Source organism: Paenibacillus sp. P32E, assembly GCF_001909085.1.
GTDB classification, from domain to species: Bacteria; Bacillota; Bacilli; order Paenibacillales; family Paenibacillaceae; genus Paenibacillus_AQ; species Paenibacillus_AQ helianthi.
This window is the reverse complement of record NZ_LVYY01000057.1, coordinates 111,792-130,275: the sequence shown is the minus strand read 5'-3', so window position 1 is coordinate 130,275 and position 18,484 is coordinate 111,792. Positions and strand designations below refer to the sequence as shown.

Below are 18,484 nucleotides of genomic sequence, written 5' to 3'. Positions count from 1 at the left end.
AATTCATCCTGCCGTCCTATTTTGGAATACGGACGGTGAAAACCGTTGGTTCTCCCTCTCTGCTCTCAAGCGTAAGCGAACCGTCCATCTTCTCTACGTTCTTCTTCGCAATGGATAATCCAAGCCCTGTTCCGCCACTTGCCGTCCGGGATTCGTCCCCACGTACAAACGGATCGAAAATCGTTGACCAGAGCTCTTTGGGGATGCCTATTCCGTTATCTGCAATCTCTATACGAACCTCAGTATCCTCCGGGATGACGGTTACCCGCAGGCTGGTCCCTTCAGGATTGTAGGCCAGCGCATTGGAGATCAGATTATTGATAACACTTGCGAACAGCTCCGGATCATAGCGGGCATATACTTCTTCATCTGGAACCTGAAGCTGAAGCTGGAAGTCTTTTTGCTCAATTTCGCCGTAGGTATCAGCAACAATCTCCCGCAGATGATCCCCCAGCTCCAGCCGTTCTGTATGAAGAATGAAATCCGGAGAGTCCAGCTTCAGCAACTCCAGCATATGCTGGATCAGCTTCGTCACCTGCACCGATTTGGTGTAGATATAATTCAAGTACTTCGTCTGGCGTTCAGGGTCAGTCCCCCGGCCTTCCATCAAGGCCTGCGCATAGCCCTGGATACTTGTAATCGGTGTTTTCAGATCATGAGACAAGTCCACCATCAGCCTCTGCTTGCTTTTCTCAGCCTTCCGCTTCTCATCTGTTGTCTTCTCAATCACGTCGGCCATGTAATTGAAGCTCTCGCCGATCCGGAGGAATTCTGTCTCGGCATAAAGCGCAATCCGTGTGCTGTAGTGCCCTTCCATCATCTGCTTCAGACCGAGATTCAGCACCCGCAGCGGCTTCTTGATGCGTCTTGTGACCCAATAGCTGTATACAAAGATCAGCATGAGAATTAATCCGCTGACCATAAACACATAGAAAAACACAGAATGATTCAAATAGGAAACCAGTACAACGTTGTTAATGGATACTTTGATTACACTTCGGGGGATTTTGAGCAGCAGCCAGGCTGCGTGGCTCTCTCCATCTAGTTGGGTAATCGAATAGTAATAAGGCTGATCTGTGCGGTTCTCTAATCCCAGAAAGAGACTATTCTCATCATAGGAGAGGGTCTGATCCTGCTTCTCTCCAATGACGCGGATCACCTGTTTACCGGAATCAAGGATCTCCAGCCATCCTCCGCTATGCAGCAGCCGCCTGCTCTGTATACCCTCGCCCAGCTCTTCCCGGTAATCCCCAGCCTCGACGGAAAGATTCGGGTCCGTGAGCTGTTTGTTCAGAATCAGATGGGTGATATCCTTCTGGATGAACAGGTAGACTATCAGTACAATCATCAGCAGCATACAATTGAATAGCAGGAAATCCAGCGTAAGTGACGTCTGCAGCGGACGGTTATCCCTACTTTTCCACGGGTGCTTCAATTTTGTACCCCAATCCCCTGATCGTCTTCAGGTATTCCGGCTTCTTGGAATCACGTTCAATTTTGTCCCGGATATTGCTGATATGCACCATGATGCTGTTATCTTCATAGACGTAAAAGTCTTCCCATACGGCTTCGTAAATCTTCTTCCGGGTGAAGACCCGGCCCGGCTGCTCCATCAGCAGTTCCAGAATTTTGTACTCTGTAGAGGTCAAGCTAACTGGCTCTCCCGATACCTGTACCTGACAGCTGCTCCGGTCGAGCAACAGGCGTCCGAGCACGATCTGTTCCTTCTTCGCTTCTTGTACCGCCGGGGCGTCGAACTGGTGAACCCGCCGGAGCATCGACCCTACACGGGCGACAATTTCCAGCGGATTGAACGGTTTGGAAATATAGTCATCCGCCCCCAGCTCAAGCCCCAGGATTTTATCATGATACTGGCTTTTGGCTGATAGAAACAGCACTGGAAAATGATTGTTTTCACGGATTCGCTTCAGCAGCTGCAGCCCGTCCATGCCCGGCATCATAATATCGAGAATCGCCAGATCAACGGTATGGCTCTGCATCAGCTTGAGCGCCTCATTTCCGTTCTGTGCTTGCAGAATGTTGTATTCCTTCTCCAAATAGAGCTGCAGCAGCTCTACAATTTCCGATTCATCATCGGCAATCAGAATGGTATACATCGTGAATCCCCCTCTATCTTTTTCCGCAAGGTGCGTTAATTATAACTATAGCCTGCCATTCTTTATCCTGTCTAAACCAAATCTTAAGAATAGATAAAGTTTACTGAAGCAAGCAGAAACGGTTTGGCCGTCCTTCTAAGGGCAGTAAATATAAGGATAAGTTATAGCGTGAAACATATAAATTCTTAAATTTAAAAAAAGCCGTACACCGGGCGAATCCCAGGTACGGCCTGACTGCTGAGGGGCGGAGCGGTGGTTAAAAAGCCACGCCGATTCCGCCTTCTCCGGCATATGTACCCATCACAGGTCCCATACTGGAGAACAAAATCTCTTTGAAAGGGTGCTTCTCAAGAATACGCTCCTTGATCTCCAGCGCAAGTTTTTCGCAATTGCTGTGTACAATGGCGATAACCGCCTTTTCGTAATCATGCTGTTTGTCTTCGAGCTTCGCCAGCAGATGAGTTAGTGCCTTCGGCAGACCCCGTGTCTTCTCAACCACCTCGACAGTCCCCTCGTCGCTGATCTTCAGCAGCAGCTTAATATTCAGCACGGAAGCTACGGCACCGGATAACCGGTTCAGACGCCCGCCTTTGATTACATTCTCCAGGGTGTCCAGGGTAAAGTAGGCTGTCACTTCCTCGGCTTTGTCCAGAACCATAGCCTTAAGCTCTTCTAGGCTTGAGCAGGTCAGTGACCATTTAGCCGTCATGGCGACAAGGAGGGATAAGCCCCCGGAAAAGGTTTTGGAATCTATAATTTCAATCGCATTGGGTTGGCCTTCTTCTTCATACATTTCCTTGGCAATCAATGCGGTCTGATAAGTGCTGCTTATATTGGATGACATACAGACGACCATAATGTCAGTGCCTGCTTCCACTTCTTTGAACTTGTTCAGGAAGACCTGCGGACTGGGACTGGCCGTCTTCGGCAGCTCTTTGGAGTCCCGCATTCTGGCATAAAAAGCCTTCGTATCGGTATCTTCCGGCATGAGATCATGCTCGAAGTGAACGGGCAAATGAACGATATCCACATTATATTTCTCTGCATATTCAAGGGGTAAATCCGAACCGCTGTCGGTAATGATCTTGATGGGCATCAGAGTGCTCTCCTTTCAATTCTATATTATTATAGCCAGCCTGATGGGCAATCAATAGTACATTTTATAACTTGTCAAAAGTCTTGTTTTATGCTTTCCGATCTTTCTTAACGGTTCGTGATGTGATATGGTGAAAGTATAAGCCTACAGAAATGGAGTGTAATCATGAGCAAGGGAAGAGTATGGAATAAAGGCAAACATAACGGAAGAGGTCTATCGAAGAAAAATATAGCGTCAGAGGAAACAGAGGGACAAATGCAGCCTGTAGAGGCTGAGGAGAGTTTCATTCCGCGCATTGATACGGTCAAGCCAATGAACCGCAGCAACTGGGTAACCCGGCCGTCCCGGACGACTCCTAAGGAGCCGGAGAAGAAGTCATAAACCAGTTAAGGAATTGAATTTCCAGCGAGACACATAAGGATCATTTCTGGCGTGAAGCGTATAATATTGTGGCAAAAAACAGGCAGCAGCGTAATTCCTACGCCACTGCCTGTTTGTCGTATCCTCATGGACATTTATAACTGTTCCCTGAATCTAATGTCAGATCACTAATCACCAGTCTTCTGTACTAGAGATTCACACTCTTCATGCTCTGTTCCGGATAGCGGGTTCCGGCTGCCACTCCTAGTGGCGCAGCATCATCAATGCTCTTCAGATCGTCATCATCTAGGCTGACATCCAGTGAACCGATGTTCTCCTCCAGATATTTCAACCGCTTCGTACCGGGAATCGGAATAATGTCGTCACCCTGTGCAAGCAGCCAGGCCAACGCCAGCTGGGAAGGCTCGCATTCCTTCGCCGCAGCAATCTCCCGGATACGCTTCACCAGATCCAGATTTCTGGCGAAATTCTCCCCTTGAAAACGCGGAGAAAAACGGCGATAGTCGTCTTCCGCCAAATCCTCGAATGTTTGAATTTGACCGGTAAGAAATCCCCGGCCCAGCGGGCTGTACGGAACAAAACCGATGCCAAGCTCACGGCAAACAGGCAGGATCTCATCCTCCACATCGCGGCTCCATAGCGAGTACTCTGTCTGCAGCGCCGTGATCGGATGAACCGCATGGGCACGGCGGATCGTTCCGGGAGCCGCTTCTGACATACCGAGGAAGCGGACTTTTCCCGCCGTTACGAGATCAGCCATCGCGCCTACAGTCTCCTCGATCGGTGTGTAAGGATCTACCCTGTGCTGATAGTACAGATCGATATGATCTACTCCCAGACGCCGAAGGCTGGCATCACAGGCAGACTTCACATATTCAGGACGGCCATTTACACCGAGCATTTTCCCTTCTGCACTCCGCACATTGCCAAATTTGGTGGCGAGCACCACATGATTCCGTTGCCCCTTAATCGCTTGTCCCACTAGCTCTTCGTTCTTCCCGACTCCATACATATCTGCCGTATCCAAAAAAGTCACACCCAGTTCAAGTGCCCGGTGGATGGTACGGATGGATTCCGCTTCATCCCGACCGCTGTAAAAGTCGGACATCCCCATGCAGCCCAGTCCCAGCGCCGAAACCTGCAGCTTGCCACTTCCCAGAATTCTGGTCTTCATTTCCAAACCGCCTCCTTTATTCTAATTATCATACCATAGGGGCTTCCAATGCTTAAATTTCAGTTCCTCTAATGATGTAAATATGAACGCAAAAAAAGAACATCACCAAAATGATGTCCTTCATCTGTAAACTTCTGCTATTTCACCCTATCTTCGGCCTTCTTACAGCTCAAGCGACTCCCCATAGGCAAGCGGTGTTCCCTTGATCCCGGCCTTACCCAGCGCCTGAACAAAAGCTCCCACATCCTGCACGATGGGCGGAAAAGTATTGTAGTGAATCGGCAGCACGTGTTTGGCTCCCAGCCATTTGGCGGCGATTAGCGCATGCTCCGGTCCCATGGTGAAATGTCCACCAATCGGCAGAATCGCCAGATCGATGTCATAGAGCTCGCCGAACATTTTCAAATCTCCGAAAAGTCCGGTGTCTCCCGAATGCAGAACGGTGCGTCCTTCCGCCTCAATAATGAAGCCCGCAGGTGTACCTCCATAGATGCGCTGTCCATCCTCTAGTGTAATGCTTGAAGTGTGGAACGCATGGATCATCGTCGCCTTCGCAAAACCAAAATCAACCGTCCCCCCGATGTTCATCCCAATGGTCTGGACGCCCTTCCCTTCCATATAGCCTGCCAGCTCCACATTCGCCACAACCGGCACATTATTCTGCAGTGCAATCGGGGCTGCATCCAGAATATGATCCACATGAGCATGTGTCAGCAGCACCATATCCGTCTGAATATCCTCCGGTTTGGTGACCGCAGCAGGATTGCCTCTGAGAAACGGATCGATAATCAGCGACTTGCCGTTCACCTCAATCTGTATACAGGAATGGCCATGATAAATGATTTTCATAAGTATCTCTCCTCTTCTCGAATGGAAATTCATTGGGTGCAAATCGACTAAACCGTGCAAAACCCTAAAGTTTACGTTACAATGACACCAAATACACAGAAGTCCGGTCGTCACCGGAAATCGTTAATATAACTATTTTTATGCCGTTCGTATGACTTTATGATATATCCATCAATGCCTATTGTCAAGAGAGGTGTGAAGAACGTTGCTGTCCGTTGAAAAAACCATGCTGTTTCTGTTATCCAAAGTGGAGCAGATGGGCGCCCAGCAGTTTGTAGAGATCTACCAACAAAGGGGGTATACCTCCACCTATATCCGAAATGCCTTATCCCGCCTGAAAAAAGAAGGTTATATTACATCCCCGTCGCGCTCCTGGTATCAAGTTACAGCAGCCGGCCTCGCATACATCAAGGCGATTAACAGCAAGCCCGCCCGTTATCAGGAGCAGTGGGATCAGACCTGGGATGTGGTCATGCTCGAAGTCCCTGAATCCGAACGCAAAAAACGCGACCTGTTTCGTTCGGCGCTTTTACAGCTAGGTTATGGACCTCTGTATAACAGTGTGTACATTTCTCCATGGAATTACCGTAATGAAGTCGTTGCACAGATCCGGAAGCTGGAGCTCGAAGGCAAGGTATCTATCCTGCAGGGCCAATTCCTGGAAGGTTCGATTACACCGCTCAAAGCACAGTCCATCTGGCAGCTCGATAAGGTCCATACCTTATATCAGGAGAAATCAGGCTGGCTGCAGCAGGAGTTTGCTCCATTAATGCATGAGGCGCTTGAGGCCGGGCAGCCTTTACAGCTTTTCCTGTTATATCTGCAGATGGGCGAGGAGCTAAGCGGGATGTTCATGACCGACCCGTACCTCCCGGATGAACTGCTGCCGGACAATTGGTCAGGCAAACGCGTTCTTCAACAAATGAATGAATATGGGGCTACACTCGCTGGAGCGATTCCCCAGGATTCCTTTTATGCACAATTTATCAGGTGAGCCGTATGAGCTGCGGCAGATGAAGAAGCTGACCTATGGTTGGCTTTTTTGTGCTGCCCCGGAAAAAAGCACAAATCACAAAAAGCAGCCCAAACCGCAGGCTGCCCTTCATATTTCTATCGCTAAACTTCACTATGGCCGGAGACCAGCAGCTCCCTGACCGCTTCCATATTCGTTACCGGAGCACGGCAGGCGAAGTTCCGGCAGACATAAGCCGTGGCTTCCCCGTTCATGGCTGGTTTGTCCGCCAGATGCGGCAGCAGACGGAGAATCCCTTCGGCATCCCCTTCCCAGTTGACAAGGAGTGCCGCGTCCGGCAGATACGCCTGCTGGACGTGGGCCAACATGCTGTGGAGGGCAGCGTCTTCCCGTTTGCCGGATAGCACCCATTCCCTGCCGCCAGATGCTATTGCCAGATGAGCCTGCAAATACATGGCGTAGCCCGGCGGATAAGCAGATGCTGCCGAAGCCATCACTGCTGCTGTATGCTCAGCAACCATCTTCAGTTCTACATCCTGACTCATTACCGACAGCTTCCACAGCAGCTTCGCAGCCACCGAGTTTCCCGAAGGTATCGCTCCGTCATACCATTCTTTGGAACGGATCGGCAGTTCTTCCCCATCATGCCCCGTGAAAAAGAATCCGCTTTTCTCCTTGTCAACGAACAGCTCCAGCAGTCCATCCTTCAGGGTCAGCGCCCGCTCCAGATAGACGGATTGACCCGTCGCCTCGTACAGTTCAGTCAGGCCCCAGATCATAAACGTATAATCATCCAGATAAGCGGGAATCGCAGATTCACCGTCCCGGTAGCGGGCCAGCAGCCTGCCGTCCTCTCGCCGCAGCTTGTCCCAGATAAAGTCTGCCGCCGCTATTGCGGCTTGGGCACACTCGGGCTTTTGCAGCGCCTTCGCACCCTTCGCCAGCGCCGCAATCATCAGCCCGTTCCAGGAAGTGAGCACCTTGTCATCCTTTGACGGATGGATACGCTGATCCCGGTAGGCGAACAGCTTCTCACGCCACTCCTCCATCCTTGTCCGGAGACCCAGCGGATTCATACCCAAGCGCTCCGCCATCACGTCAGGCAAGCCCTCCAGCAGATTCGGAATATTCTCACCTTCAAAATTTCCCTCAGGGGTTATTCCGTACACATGGCAGTAGGAATGCATATCCTCCAGGCCAAGTGCTTCTTCAATCTCCTCTCGGGAGAAGACGTAGAACTTCCCTTCCACCCCTTCGGAATCGGCATCCTCCGCTGAGTAGAAAGCACCCTCCGGCGAAGTCATATCACGCTCAACATACGCAAAGATCTGCTCAGCGACCTCCGCGTACAGCGGTTTCTTCGTGATCTGGTAAGCCTCCAAGTAAGCAATCGCCAGCAGGGCATTATCGTAGAGCATTTTCTCAAAATGCGGCACCAGCCACTCCCGGTCCGTGGAATAACGCGCGAACCCGAAGCCCACATGGTCGTACATGCCGCCCCGGTACATCGACTCCAGTGTCTTCTCGACCATACGCAGCGCTTCCGGCTGGTTGTATGTCTGGCTATAGGCCAGCAGGAACGACAGATTATGCGGCGAAGGGAATTTCGGCGCATTGCCGAACCCGCCGTATTCCTCATCGAATTGACGGCGGTACAGCTCATAGGCTTCGTGCAGCAGCTCTTCCCCGGGAATTCCCTCACTTCCTTCACTGACACTTAGCGAGTTCTTGCGGTCCAGTGACTGAAGATCCGCAAGAAGATCATCTCCAAGCTTGTCCAGCGCTTCACCATCCTGCTCCCATTTGCGGTGAATCTGCTCCAGCACATCCATCAGCCCAATGCGCCCGAACATCTGCCGCTTCGGAAAATACGTCCCCGCATAAAACGGCTTCTTCTCCGGCGTCAGCAGCACCGTCAGCGGCCACCCCCCGCTCCCCGTCAGCGCCTGACACACCGACATATATAACGCATCAATATCCGGCCGCTCCTCGCGGTCTACCTTGATGGCGATATAGTGATCGTTAAGAAGCTTCGCTACTTCCTGGTCTTCGAAACTTTCGCGTTCCATAACGTGACACCAATGACAAGTACGTGTGAATCAACAACTAGCTATACCCAATAGATAAGAAGATAGGCTTGTTGTCGCGCTTGGCGACTTTAAAAGCCTCTTCTGACCACGGAAACCAGTTCACCGGGTTATGTGCGTGTTGCAGCAGATACGGTGACTTTTCCTTGGCTAATCTATTGGGTACTTTGTGAGTTGTCATGGGGCATCACCTCGTTTCGCTTGGATTTGGGTAGAGTGTTGCTTAGGGTTAGTTTACCCAAAAAGGTGGGGGAAGGCTCAAGGGGAAATTACTTGGAGGGCAATACCTCATAGTGATTTAATAATTTATTTACCCTATAGGAAAATAGAACGAACTTAAAACGGGCAAAATCCCCCAATCTATTACAACTTGCCACCTTGAGCGTGTATGTATTCATTATTATTTTCCGAAAAAGCACTGCGAATTATTGGTTTCTTTCTATGGAAAGTACCAACTAAATAATCAAGTCTTAGGAAGACTCCGAAAAATCATACTTATAGTCATTTTTATTTTTACTAGTACGGGCTCTCCCAAACCATTCACTCCGTTAATTCGTAACTGTCTAAATTTATTGGTCCAGTGTCGCAAAACTCTTTTATTGCTATGTCAATAAGATAACTTAAAGTTTCTTTTATGAGAAAAATTGAAGAGTCAACTTTTTTGTTATTTAATATAACTTTACTATCGATTTTTAAATTATTTTTTTCAACTAAGGTCTCACCAATATTTTTAATCGATTTTTTATTATAAAGCCCTCTATTATGTACTATACAGTTTCTTTCTTCATTAAAAATCTTTATTTCATTTAACATATCGTTGTTAGTAAGGTTGAGGTGTTTCAATAAATACTTAACTTTACTGAAAGCACCCGACATATTTTTATCGCTAATCATAATACTATCAACAAAGTGTTCTCTTAGGTCTGTTTTATTGTCAAATTCATTTAGTTGTTTATAACTTATTTTTATACTCGTTTCAATAAGAAAATCATTGAGATACATACCAAACACTTTGATTATTTCATTTAAATAATCATCTAAAATAGTGTAAGCATTCACAAAACACATTTTATTATGTACTTGTAATTGTTTCATATATTCTCTTACTATAATAGTTTGAACGAATGAGTCTCTTTCTTCTAGATCTTTTTCTAATTCTTCAATTTTACTGATCCATGAAAATTCTTCTCGTACATCATCTCTGTGAGAATGCATTATTTTTTCAAGATCATCTATTGTTGCATTTTCTAAATAGCATTCAATAATCTTCATTTCAGCGTCTGGTAAACTTTTGAAGTTAATCGAACCAAATTGGGTAATCTCAGAGAGAGTACGCCTGTAGAATTTTAATTGGTCTATTTCTTCATTAAATTTCTCTCTTAGCTTTAATAATTCATAGTCAATTCCATAATCATAGAAATCTCTATCTTTAAAATATTTCCCTTCATAGGAACTCATAAATATCCTCCTAATAGCCATTTAAAAAATTTTAATATTTTGAACCAGAAAAGTGATTGACTAGAAATATGTACATCAAGTAAATTCAGATATATTAATCATAAATATTTTCAGGAAAGAATAGCGATTTATTTCACCTGGAGAATGAATTATAGTCGGTTATATTTCTCGCAGGAAGGAGAATAATATGCAAGAAAATCTAAGTTCTTGTTTCTTAGTTGAGATACATGTTATTTTGTTTGGAGTTGATGAAAAAATATTTGATATTAACCTTTTAAACGACTATCGTATTGAGAGAATGTCTTTGGTCCCAAACATATCCCATTTAGATGAAATTTTTAATGTGAATGCAATAGAACTGAGAAGAAGTTATAATTCTGCTGTTATAGATAGCTCCCTTAATATTGCTTGTGCAATTAAGAAATACCAGATTGTGTTTCCTCCCAAACAGGCTAATGATTCTATTGAAGCACTTCATCAATTAATTTCTAATGAGTTAACAATCCTGGACAATCAAATTAGGACAATACGGCTAATTGCAGAACAATCCATTCGTTTTAAAGAATTTGTTTATAACATCTATTCAATGACTTCAAATAACACTAAAACACTATTTTTGCAAGGAAAAGCACCACTTCAAGAGGCTTATTCCCGTCCAATTGCCTCTTCTCTAACAAAAGAAGAGGCAGAGTTTATTAATAAAACTCTTGGCACAATTAAAATACCATTTGAAGATCAGCATCTAAATCAATGCTACTTGCTCTATGACTTATCATATCATCAGCTTACTTATGCAAATGCTCTCTTGTTATTGATAACATGCTTAGAAATGCTATTTTTGATAAAAGGCGACTTCAAAAAAATAGATATGTCTAAACGTTGCGCAGTCTTCATTAGTCAAGATCAACAAGAACGATTGATAATTTTCTCCAAGCTTAAGAACTTATACTCCAAAAGGTCGAATTTTGTCCACGAAGGCAACGTAAACATACAAGAAAAAGATATTATTTACCTCCGCGAATGTGTTAGGAAGTCTATTTTAAAATATTTAGAATATCGAAAAAATAAAAAAGACATTATTGCTGAATTGAAAAATGAAATTATCTTATGTAGATATTTTCCTGTGTAATTATACATTCATTTAAATGAATATTATTCAATCAAATTTCTTATCATGTATTTCTTAGAATCTCTTCCATACGACGCAAGTGCAGACATATAAACTGTTCGTGTTTTCTTTGTACCATCTTCCTTATAGTAGGTAATAGTACTTAATTGGACGCTGATTACTTGATTCAAAAATGAATCGTAAAAACATTCACCTTCAAATTTAACAAAACCTGAATGGGCTTCCTCTGATTCATTTTCTAGAAATTCGGCCTTCACTTCAAGGATGAAGGAAATTGATAGAAAATTGAGCTTTTCTGTCAAAAATATTGAAAGTTCACATGATTTCATTTCTCTTAATACTTCATTTTCTGGAATATAGTCGCTTAAAATTTTACGGTATAACTGTTCAGACAAATTACTCCGATTAAGTTCTGGTGTTTTCGATTTAATATCATTAAGGAAAATGTTTAAACTTTCATATATGTAAATTTCAAAATTATGCCCACTTACTTCTCTTTTAAGTTCTCTAGCCAATCCATTTCTTGGTTCTCTATTTTCAAAAAAACCTTTATCTTGAGTTATAAAATAAACCTTATGTTCCTTTGCCAAGTCCATAATTGCTTCCCAAATACATGAGTCTTTATATTGTTGATTCTTATACGCATTGGGAGGAATTTCATCTATTGTTTTCATCAAAGCCTTCCGTGCTTGTTGGAGAGTTAAAGGAATTTTAATAATCAAATGTTCCAACAAATTAATCTGCTTATCGAAAGCCATAATCAAATCTTCATTAGTTGGCAAGTGGTATTTGTCTCTCTCACCCATCAGAATCTCTATTGTTTCAAAATGCTTTTCAATATGTTTCACTGCTTCATTTCCTAATTTCAAATAATGTTTTTTCATCTCTAGTTCTACTACTTCAGGTAAAGCAATAACCATCTTGTTTGTATTCAAATAATATAAAGTAGATATACCTACAGGTGTTTTCAGTAAATATGTATCGCACACCCAAATATTAGTATCAAAAACAACACAACTCTTTTTTTCCATATTCCCCCTCCTCTTTGTACGAAATGTTAATTTTCGGGATTTAATTTTTATCATAACAGAATTAAAATTGAAAGGTTACATTTCAAATTGATTCACGCGAACATCCGCCAATAGCAACCGGAAATATTTCACTAAACTAGCTATACCCAATAGAAAGGAAGACAGGCTTGTTGTCGCGCTTGGCGATTTCAAAAGCTTCTTCCGACCAAGGGAACCAGTTCACCGGGTTATACGCATGCTGCAACAAATACGGCGACTTTTCCTTGGCTAATCTATTGGGTACTATTTGAGTTGTCATGGGGCATCACCTCTTTTCGGTGGGATTTGGGTAAAGTATTGCTTAGGGTTAGTTTACCCAAAATGGTGGGGGAAGGCTCAGGGAATAAAAAAACTACATCGTTTAGTTTTTCAAGAGCCACTCCCATCAGATTCATAGTGTGATTTTAATTTAGCCAATACATAGAAAATGTTACAGATAATTATTCAATCCAGTTATCAAGCTTATATTCATCATTAAATCGTTCCTTCATTTTTACAGCAGTGTCTGATTGAAATTTTCGATTTTTCTCAATCATATCTGTTGTTTCTTTATCAGTAATATTTAATTTCTTCATAGTTTTTAGTACAAATTTATTTGATAGTGATAATCTAGGAGGATCTGTACTATATACTTTGTTAATAAACAAAATAAATGCAGTATTCATTTTTTCTTTAAGGTCGCCATTTTGGATCTTAACTCCATCAAAAATTTTCTTAAATTCATATTGTGTATTACAAAATTGAATTATTAATTCGTCCGAGTCTAATCTAGGAATTAATTCATTAAAAACAATTTCTTTATCGAATAAACCTAAGAGATCGCCATAATTAGTCTGGTAGTATTGGACCGATTCAATCACTTCTACTATTTTTTCAAAATAAAACTGAAGCTCCGTATCTTCGCTCATATCAATTAATATGTCCCATAATTTTTTATTGACTTGATTTTGAGTTATTGTTACTGTTAGTAGTTTGTTAAACATTAATTCCCTCTTGCTGGGATCACATAAAAATTCATTCTTTAAGAATTTGATTCCTTCTCTAAATCTGGTTCTATTATGATTGTATAAACAATCTATCAATTCCCTCAGGGAAATATCAAATGATCTGTTATACGTATTGTTTCTTCTTAGAACCTCTAAAATAACTTTATCCCAAACTTCATAATTATTATGATGATACCCGTTCCACCAAAGAGGTTGTGGAAATCCACAGTGTATATTAACACAATATTCCAAAAGATTTCGAGCATCTAAACGATCAACAATTTGTTCAATGTTTTTCTCAAATAACAGTTCTCCAAAAATTGTTTTTTGAATTTCGCTAGGTACAATATCACAATTTAAAATCACTGCAATTATCCAATTTATATCAGTTCTTTCTGAGTTGAGCAACTTAAAAATTGTACTTTTTTCATAATTCGATAATAATTCCCAATAGTCCACAAATGTCTTAATATGAGTCGTAATAAAACTTGTTTTACTAGCACTAACTAATTTATCAAATACATTTTGTCTTAATGTTCGTTCATCTTTAGTTCCTTCCATTAAGTATTTTGCTACACTCATACCATAATCATCAACAAAATAATACTTAGAGTATTCATCCATCCATTCTATCCAAGCACTAGTTAGGCCCACAACTTTACTTTCCTCAAAAATATATTTTAAAGAAGTTCTAATTACATTTACCATGTGAGCTTCATTCATAGTAATAAACTTCGAAGGGAATTTTTGTAATAATTCAATAAAAACGTCATACCATACTAACCATAACTCCCTTTTCTCTTGCTCACTAAATTCCGACCAGCTAATTCCCTCATTAGAATGCTCATCTTCAAAAGTTTCTAAAAACCTTACTGAGCGTAATGCAACTGTAGTCACAAATAGTGCATTTTTATAAAAATAAATTATCTCTTCTTTAAATTCAAAATTGTATTTATTCCAACTTGTTAATGCACCTTTAAATAAATTAAAGATCACATTGGGATGCTCATGTAAGTCAAAATATTTTTTCAGATCACTAAATTGATAAGCATAGTCCTTAAATAACGTAAACATACTCTTTTCCCTAATGAAACTTTCGTCATACGTTAAACCTAATTTTAACAAATCTAAAGTTACTGAGTCGTTGAGATACAAACTTTTAGAATTCAGTAAATACCACATGTCTTCAGCTGACAAAATTTCATTCCCAATAAATTTTTCTTTTAGTTTCAAAGCCTTACTCTCATTATCTTCTCCAAGAAGCCAGAAAAAACTAAATTCACGTTCTTTAGATAAATTAAAATATGGATTGCCATTGTGCCATAATATTCCCTCATTTTCAGCAGTGTCTTGAAATTTAATCGAATCCGCAAATTTCTTTTGCTCCTGTTCATCTAGTTCAGAAAAGTTGTTATTAAAGAAAATTATAACTCTATCCTTTACTGATGGGTAAATTGAGTCTAAACATCTAAAAATCATTTGTTTAATATGATCTTCCTTCTTATTATTGTAATACCATTCTAATAAATTTATTGCACATAGATTTATATCTTTATCTAACGACGCTAAAGCACGCTTGGCTACTTCAGATATTTCACTTGCATCAAAAATATCATCGCTGCAAGATTGAAATAAAAGTTTACTTGCATAATGATAGATTGGATGTGAAAAGTAAATTTTCTTGGAAATAATTTCAATTTTAATATAACCATGGTTCAACAAATATTTAATTTCACTTTTGTAATCATTATTAATGTTATATAGCATCGAGTATGTAGGGTGTTTAGGTTTGGACTTTTTTCCTGCACCATATACAATTGAAATCCCTTTTTCTAAAGAGTCATCAATCCCTGGCTCATCTGGTGAATTACTTAATATAAAAGCTAAATCGTCTAAATGTAACTTTTTAATAGTATTGCAACTCATTCCTAATACAATAAATATTTTTTTGCAAATCGCACCTCTATTATCAATTTTCTGGGCTAACTCGCTAGAATCTACCCGTGATAAACCAATAATTGAGTTTTCATCAAGTATTTCAAGTTTTTTTATATCATTTTCAGAAAAATATAAATGCATAATTTGTCCTGGTTGTAAAAAACTAATTCCTTCATTACGTTTTAGCCAATTTTTGATACCGGCATATAGTTTCAATGAATCATGTGAATCTCCGTAATAATTGCTCCATATCTCTTCAGCGAACTTTGAATCAGTAACGGTTAAATCGATCCAAACATTATTATTAATATTGCAATTAGAAATTTGATCTTTATGCATCACATTGAGTAGTATATCTTTTCTAGTTGTTACAATAATTTTTCTGTTTTGTTTAGTTTCAAAAATTATTTTCTTTAAGTTTGAGACTATTTCAGCTGACTTTTCATTAGTATATACCTGTCCGAAGGGATCTTCCAAAATCAATAATCTGTCCTCATAACTGCTATGTCTTAAAAATGTTATTCCACCACTATCACCGTATAAATCACTTGTGACCAATACTTTATATCCATTCTCTTGGAATGACTGTCCAATTTCTCTTGCTAAATATGTTTTTCCACAAAAGGACAATCCCGTAAATAACAGAACATTAGTTTCACCTAAAATTCTGAGGCATGACTCTTTTTCAGATCTTTCCACTAATCTATCGTCATAGTTAAAAACTCTATTCCCGTTGTATTCTCTTAATAATTTTAGAATGTTTGATGTAATGTCGAGCCCACTATCTCTCCCATATTTCACTAATTCCACAAGCTTTCCGGTGACTTCTTCAACCTCACTTTGAGGAACATAAAATTTCCTATTTAATATCCTATAAATATTTTCTTGTACTAACTCATATTCTTGCATATCTCTGACTCTAGCTTTTTTCAATATATTTCTAAATTCATTATTATTTACCTGGGAGAGAAACTGTAGTAGAAAATTTCTCCTTTTTACTTCTAAAGGTTTATCCTTTGAGAACCCTTCAATTATTTTAAATCGCATATCTTCTATAACGTTATCATTAATTGATATGTCTATAGAACTAAATAGTTCCTTATTGCTCACAAAATTACTAACACTATCTTTACAACGTGAATTGGTTACAAATAAAACAAATCTATTGTTATCAGAATTTAATTTCGTTAGCAAGTTACTTTCGTAACTTCTTTCTTCAAAGTGACTCATCCATAGACAAAATTCATCTATTTCTATTTGGCGACTTCTTTGTTTTACTTGGATGTCATATATATATTTCTCATTTTTCTCATCAAAAACGATCTGTAGATCTTCTCCATTCTTACTTTCAATAAATACCTGAATATTTTCTTTATCAAGTACCTCAAGTAAAATATTTGCAGATACTATGTATTGATATTCATATCCTTTAGGTCCAGTCTTTTCTACTGACATATTTCCACCTCAATTTATTTCACATTTAAAGTTTATGGCGATAAAACAATATGTTTAATGCATGATTACGATTGTAATTTATTCTTTACAATTATGGTTATAAATCTTTTTAACTCAGTAAAATCTCATATTTATACTTTCTGCAAAATAAGAGTATTTCCTCTTTCCTTAAAACAAAAAGCCCCTAAATTTTTAGGAGCTTTGAACTATTAGTAATATATGTTTCTTGGTGATAGACTACCTATAACAAACCGTCAACTCCACCCGATTCCCTTCCCTATTATACACAATCCGCTCCACCAGCTTCTTCAACGCCCGATTCTTCTCTTCACTTGTCACCGCTACATCCCACAACTCCCTAAACTGCCCAATCCGTTTAACAATCTGCCCCATCGTAGGATAATTGCTTTCATCTACTACCACCTTCCGCAAATCCTTCAGCTCTTCATCCAATTTCTGAATCTGTCTAGTTCTAACTATTTTCCGCTCCATAAAGACCTGCTTCGTAATAATGTCTTCTTCATAGGATTCATGTAGTTTAACTAATGCCCGTTTATGCTTTTGCAACTCCTGCTCCTTCACGGCAATCATGGTCTTCGTATCGTTATAACCTCGACCTTGCAGTTCGATCTCCTGCAACATATTCGGGTCTACATTAATGATCCGTTCATATAAAGCATCGAAAAATTCTTCGTCCAACACCTTACCCTTCTGCTCACATTTGCTGCCATCCTTATAATGGTGATAGCATAATGCACTCCAATATTGACCCTGTTTCTTGCTTTTCCCCCCTCTAAATTGCATTCTACAGCCGCATTTTTCACAGTAGAGTAATCCCGACAGTGGAAATATATTTCTCCGGCTATTGGGATTCATCAGCCTGTTCTTCACTAAACATTCTACGATGGCATCATGTTCTTCCTGTGTCTTCAATTTCTCATGTGTTCCCATGACCTTGATTCGTTCTTCTTCTGGAACTATCTCCACCTGACCACGTTTTGTTCGTGTTTTCCCGTAAGTGATATACCCAAGATGAATCTCGCTCAATAGCAGCCTTTGTACGGTCACATTAGACCATCCCTTGTCCCTTCCATCCGGCTTAATGTTATATGGCGTAGGTATCTTGTTATCCGTTAACCATATCGCAATATGCCCAAGATTAATTCCACTAAGGTATTTTTCAACTATGGCCCGGTAAATAGGGCGCTTGCCTTCATCCACCAGTACCGATTTTGTGTTCTTATCATAATAGTAGGGAAATGGTGGCTTACCATTCGTCCACATGCCTTTCTTAGCTCCTGCTTCTTTTCCTTGCTTCATTCTGCGCTTAATCGTTTTGTACTCCATTCTGGCGAAGATGGACATAAAATCAAATGATACATCGTCATTGTCCACTTCCAGATCGTATATCTTGCTTGGGGTGATGATCACCGTCTCCGAGTTCAAAAATGTATCTTTAATGAGTGCCCAATCCTTATTCTCTCCACGGCCTAGACGGTCAATATCCATGACAACCACACCATCATACAATTTGTCTTCGACATGCCGAAGTAACTTCTGCATTTCCTTCCGGGCCTCGATCTTTTCCCCTGAAGCCACCTCTTCATATAGCCTATAGGTCCAATTCCGACTTCCGACCAAGGCTAGAAGGGTATTCGATGCTTCGAGAGAACGTCTTCGAATTCGCCATCATCACGAGATTTTCTTAGATATATGGCTACGTGTTTAATTGCTTTACTTTCCATAAGATTCTCCACTCCAAACGTGTTAA

14 protein-coding genes and 1 pseudogene are annotated in these 18,484 nt (G+C 41.0%); 3 read left to right on the top strand and 12 right to left on the bottom strand.

All coding sequences use genetic code 11. From position 1 onward, the window contains the following. Positions 1-16: 16 nt before the first annotated feature. The 3 genes from A3848_RS26790 to A3848_RS26780 all read right to left on the bottom strand — a co-directional run bounded on the left by A3848_RS26790 (position 17) and on the right by A3848_RS26780 (position 3,213). Positions 17-1,435, bottom strand: a complete 1,419-nt coding sequence (locus tag A3848_RS26790; protein ID WP_074088020.1) for a sensor histidine kinase — start codon at positions 1,433-1,435, stop codon at positions 17-19. Beyond that, the gene (locus A3848_RS26785; protein ID WP_074088018.1) at positions 1,413-2,117 is read right to left on the bottom strand and encodes a response regulator transcription factor; all 705 of its coding nucleotides are present in this window, start codon (positions 2,115-2,117) and stop codon (positions 1,413-1,415) included. The genes A3848_RS26790 and A3848_RS26785 overlap by 23 nt, the downstream gene beginning before the upstream one ends. Positions 2,118-2,373: 256 nt before the next feature. Continuing rightward, complete coding sequence (locus A3848_RS26780) at positions 2,374-3,213, bottom strand: DegV family protein (RefSeq protein ID WP_074088017.1); 840 nt, start codon at positions 3,211-3,213, stop codon at positions 2,374-2,376. Between the two features lie 165 nt (positions 3,214-3,378). On the opposite strand from A3848_RS26780, the gene A3848_RS26775 reads away from it, so the two are divergent. Further along, on the top strand, positions 3,379-3,594 hold the full coding sequence (locus A3848_RS26775) for a hypothetical protein (RefSeq protein WP_074088015.1): 216 nt from the start codon (positions 3,379-3,381) through the stop codon (positions 3,592-3,594). A gap of 187 nt (positions 3,595-3,781) precedes the next feature. Here the strand turns inward: A3848_RS26775 and A3848_RS26770 are convergent, their stop codons facing one another. Both A3848_RS26770 and A3848_RS26765 read right to left on the bottom strand, forming a co-directional pair. Then, positions 3,782-4,768: an aldo/keto reductase gene (locus tag A3848_RS26770; RefSeq protein ID WP_074088013.1), complete on the bottom strand. Its 987-nt coding sequence runs from the start codon at positions 4,766-4,768 to the stop codon at positions 3,782-3,784. Positions 4,769-4,930: 162 nt separating this feature from the next. Then, positions 4,931-5,617, bottom strand: coding sequence for a metal-dependent hydrolase (locus tag A3848_RS26765; protein WP_074088011.1), 687 nt, complete (start codon positions 5,615-5,617; stop codon positions 4,931-4,933). Between the two features lie 226 nt (positions 5,618-5,843). On the opposite strand from A3848_RS26765, the gene A3848_RS26760 reads away from it, so the two are divergent. Then, entirely contained in the window at positions 5,844-6,611 is a 768-nt protein-coding gene (locus tag A3848_RS26760; protein ID WP_083612410.1) for a PaaX family transcriptional regulator C-terminal domain-containing protein, read from the top strand. A gap of 122 nt (positions 6,612-6,733) precedes the next feature. Here A3848_RS26760 and A3848_RS26755 read toward each other — a convergent pair whose 3' ends face one another. From A3848_RS26755 to A3848_RS26745, 3 genes are all read right to left on the bottom strand, one after another. Beyond that, on the bottom strand, positions 6,734-8,659 hold the full coding sequence (locus A3848_RS26755; RefSeq protein ID WP_074088008.1) for a thioredoxin domain-containing protein: 1,926 nt from the start codon (positions 8,657-8,659) through the stop codon (positions 6,734-6,736). Positions 8,660-8,696: 37 nt separating this feature from the next. Continuing rightward, positions 8,697-8,858 (bottom strand): DUF255 domain-containing protein, encoded by a 162-nt coding sequence (locus A3848_RS26750; protein WP_074088006.1) that lies wholly within the window; start codon positions 8,856-8,858, stop codon positions 8,697-8,699. Between the two features lie 359 nt (positions 8,859-9,217). Next, a complete protein-coding gene (locus A3848_RS26745; RefSeq protein WP_074088005.1) occupies positions 9,218-10,135 on the bottom strand; it encodes a hypothetical protein in 918 nt (305 codons plus the stop codon). Between the two features lie 187 nt (positions 10,136-10,322). Between A3848_RS26745 and A3848_RS26740 the strand changes: the two genes are divergently transcribed. Then, positions 10,323-11,264 (top strand): HEPN domain-containing protein, encoded by a 942-nt coding sequence (locus A3848_RS26740; RefSeq protein WP_074088004.1) that lies wholly within the window; start codon positions 10,323-10,325, stop codon positions 11,262-11,264. Between the two features lie 23 nt (positions 11,265-11,287). Here A3848_RS26740 and A3848_RS26735 read toward each other — a convergent pair whose 3' ends face one another. From A3848_RS26735 to A3848_RS26720, 4 genes and pseudogenes are all read right to left on the bottom strand, one after another. Then, positions 11,288-12,295, bottom strand: a complete 1,008-nt coding sequence (locus tag A3848_RS26735) for a PIN domain-containing protein (protein ID WP_074088002.1) — start codon at positions 12,293-12,295, stop codon at positions 11,288-11,290. A 139-nt stretch (positions 12,296-12,434) separates the two neighbouring features. After that, a pseudogene (locus A3848_RS26730) lies at positions 12,435-12,593 on the bottom strand (DUF255 domain-containing protein); the annotation flags it as partial. A 181-nt stretch (positions 12,594-12,774) separates the two neighbouring features. Continuing rightward, positions 12,775-16,713, bottom strand: a complete 3,939-nt coding sequence (locus tag A3848_RS26725; protein ID WP_074087999.1) for an nSTAND3 domain-containing NTPase — start codon at positions 16,711-16,713, stop codon at positions 12,775-12,777. A 237-nt stretch (positions 16,714-16,950) separates the two neighbouring features. Next, complete coding sequence (locus A3848_RS26720) at positions 16,951-18,396, bottom strand: recombinase family protein (protein ID WP_256702568.1); 1,446 nt, start codon at positions 18,394-18,396, stop codon at positions 16,951-16,953. Between the last annotated feature and the right edge of the window lie 88 nt (positions 18,397-18,484).

What these genes read in the sequence shown, in the direction of transcription:
- A3848_RS26785 (WP_074088018.1), bottom strand. Translation starts at nt 2,117, where the DNA reads ATGTATACCATTCTGATTGCCGATGATGAATCGGAAATTGTAGAGCTG.
- A3848_RS26780 (WP_074088017.1), bottom strand. Translation starts at nt 3,213, where the DNA reads ATGCCCATCAAGATCATTACCGACAGCGGTTCGGATTTACCCCTTGAA.
- A3848_RS26775 (WP_074088015.1), top strand. Translation starts at nt 3,379, where the DNA reads ATGAGCAAGGGAAGAGTATGGAATAAAGGCAAACATAACGGAAGAGGT.
- A3848_RS26770 (WP_074088013.1), bottom strand. Translation starts at nt 4,768, where the DNA reads ATGAAGACCAGAATTCTGGGAAGTGGCAAGCTGCAGGTTTCGGCGCTG.
- A3848_RS26765 (WP_074088011.1), bottom strand. Translation starts at nt 5,617, where the DNA reads ATGAAAATCATTTATCATGGCCATTCCTGTATACAGATTGAGGTGAAC.
- A3848_RS26760 (WP_083612410.1), top strand. Translation starts at nt 5,844, where the DNA reads ATGCTGTTTCTGTTATCCAAAGTGGAGCAGATGGGCGCCCAGCAGTTT.
- A3848_RS26755 (WP_074088008.1), bottom strand. Translation starts at nt 8,659, where the DNA reads ATGGAACGCGAAAGTTTCGAAGACCAGGAAGTAGCGAAGCTTCTTAAC.
- A3848_RS26750 (WP_074088006.1), bottom strand. Translation starts at nt 8,858, where the DNA reads ATGACAACTCACAAAGTACCCAATAGATTAGCCAAGGAAAAGTCACCG.
- A3848_RS26745 (WP_074088005.1), bottom strand. Translation starts at nt 10,135, where the DNA reads ATGAGTTCCTATGAAGGGAAATATTTTAAAGATAGAGATTTCTATGAT.
- A3848_RS26740 (WP_074088004.1), top strand. Translation starts at nt 10,323, where the DNA reads ATGCAAGAAAATCTAAGTTCTTGTTTCTTAGTTGAGATACATGTTATT.
- A3848_RS26735 (WP_074088002.1), bottom strand. Translation starts at nt 12,295, where the DNA reads ATGGAAAAAAAGAGTTGTGTTGTTTTTGATACTAATATTTGGGTGTGC.
- A3848_RS26725 (WP_074087999.1), bottom strand. Translation starts at nt 16,713, where the DNA reads ATGTCAGTAGAAAAGACTGGACCTAAAGGATATGAATATCAATACATA.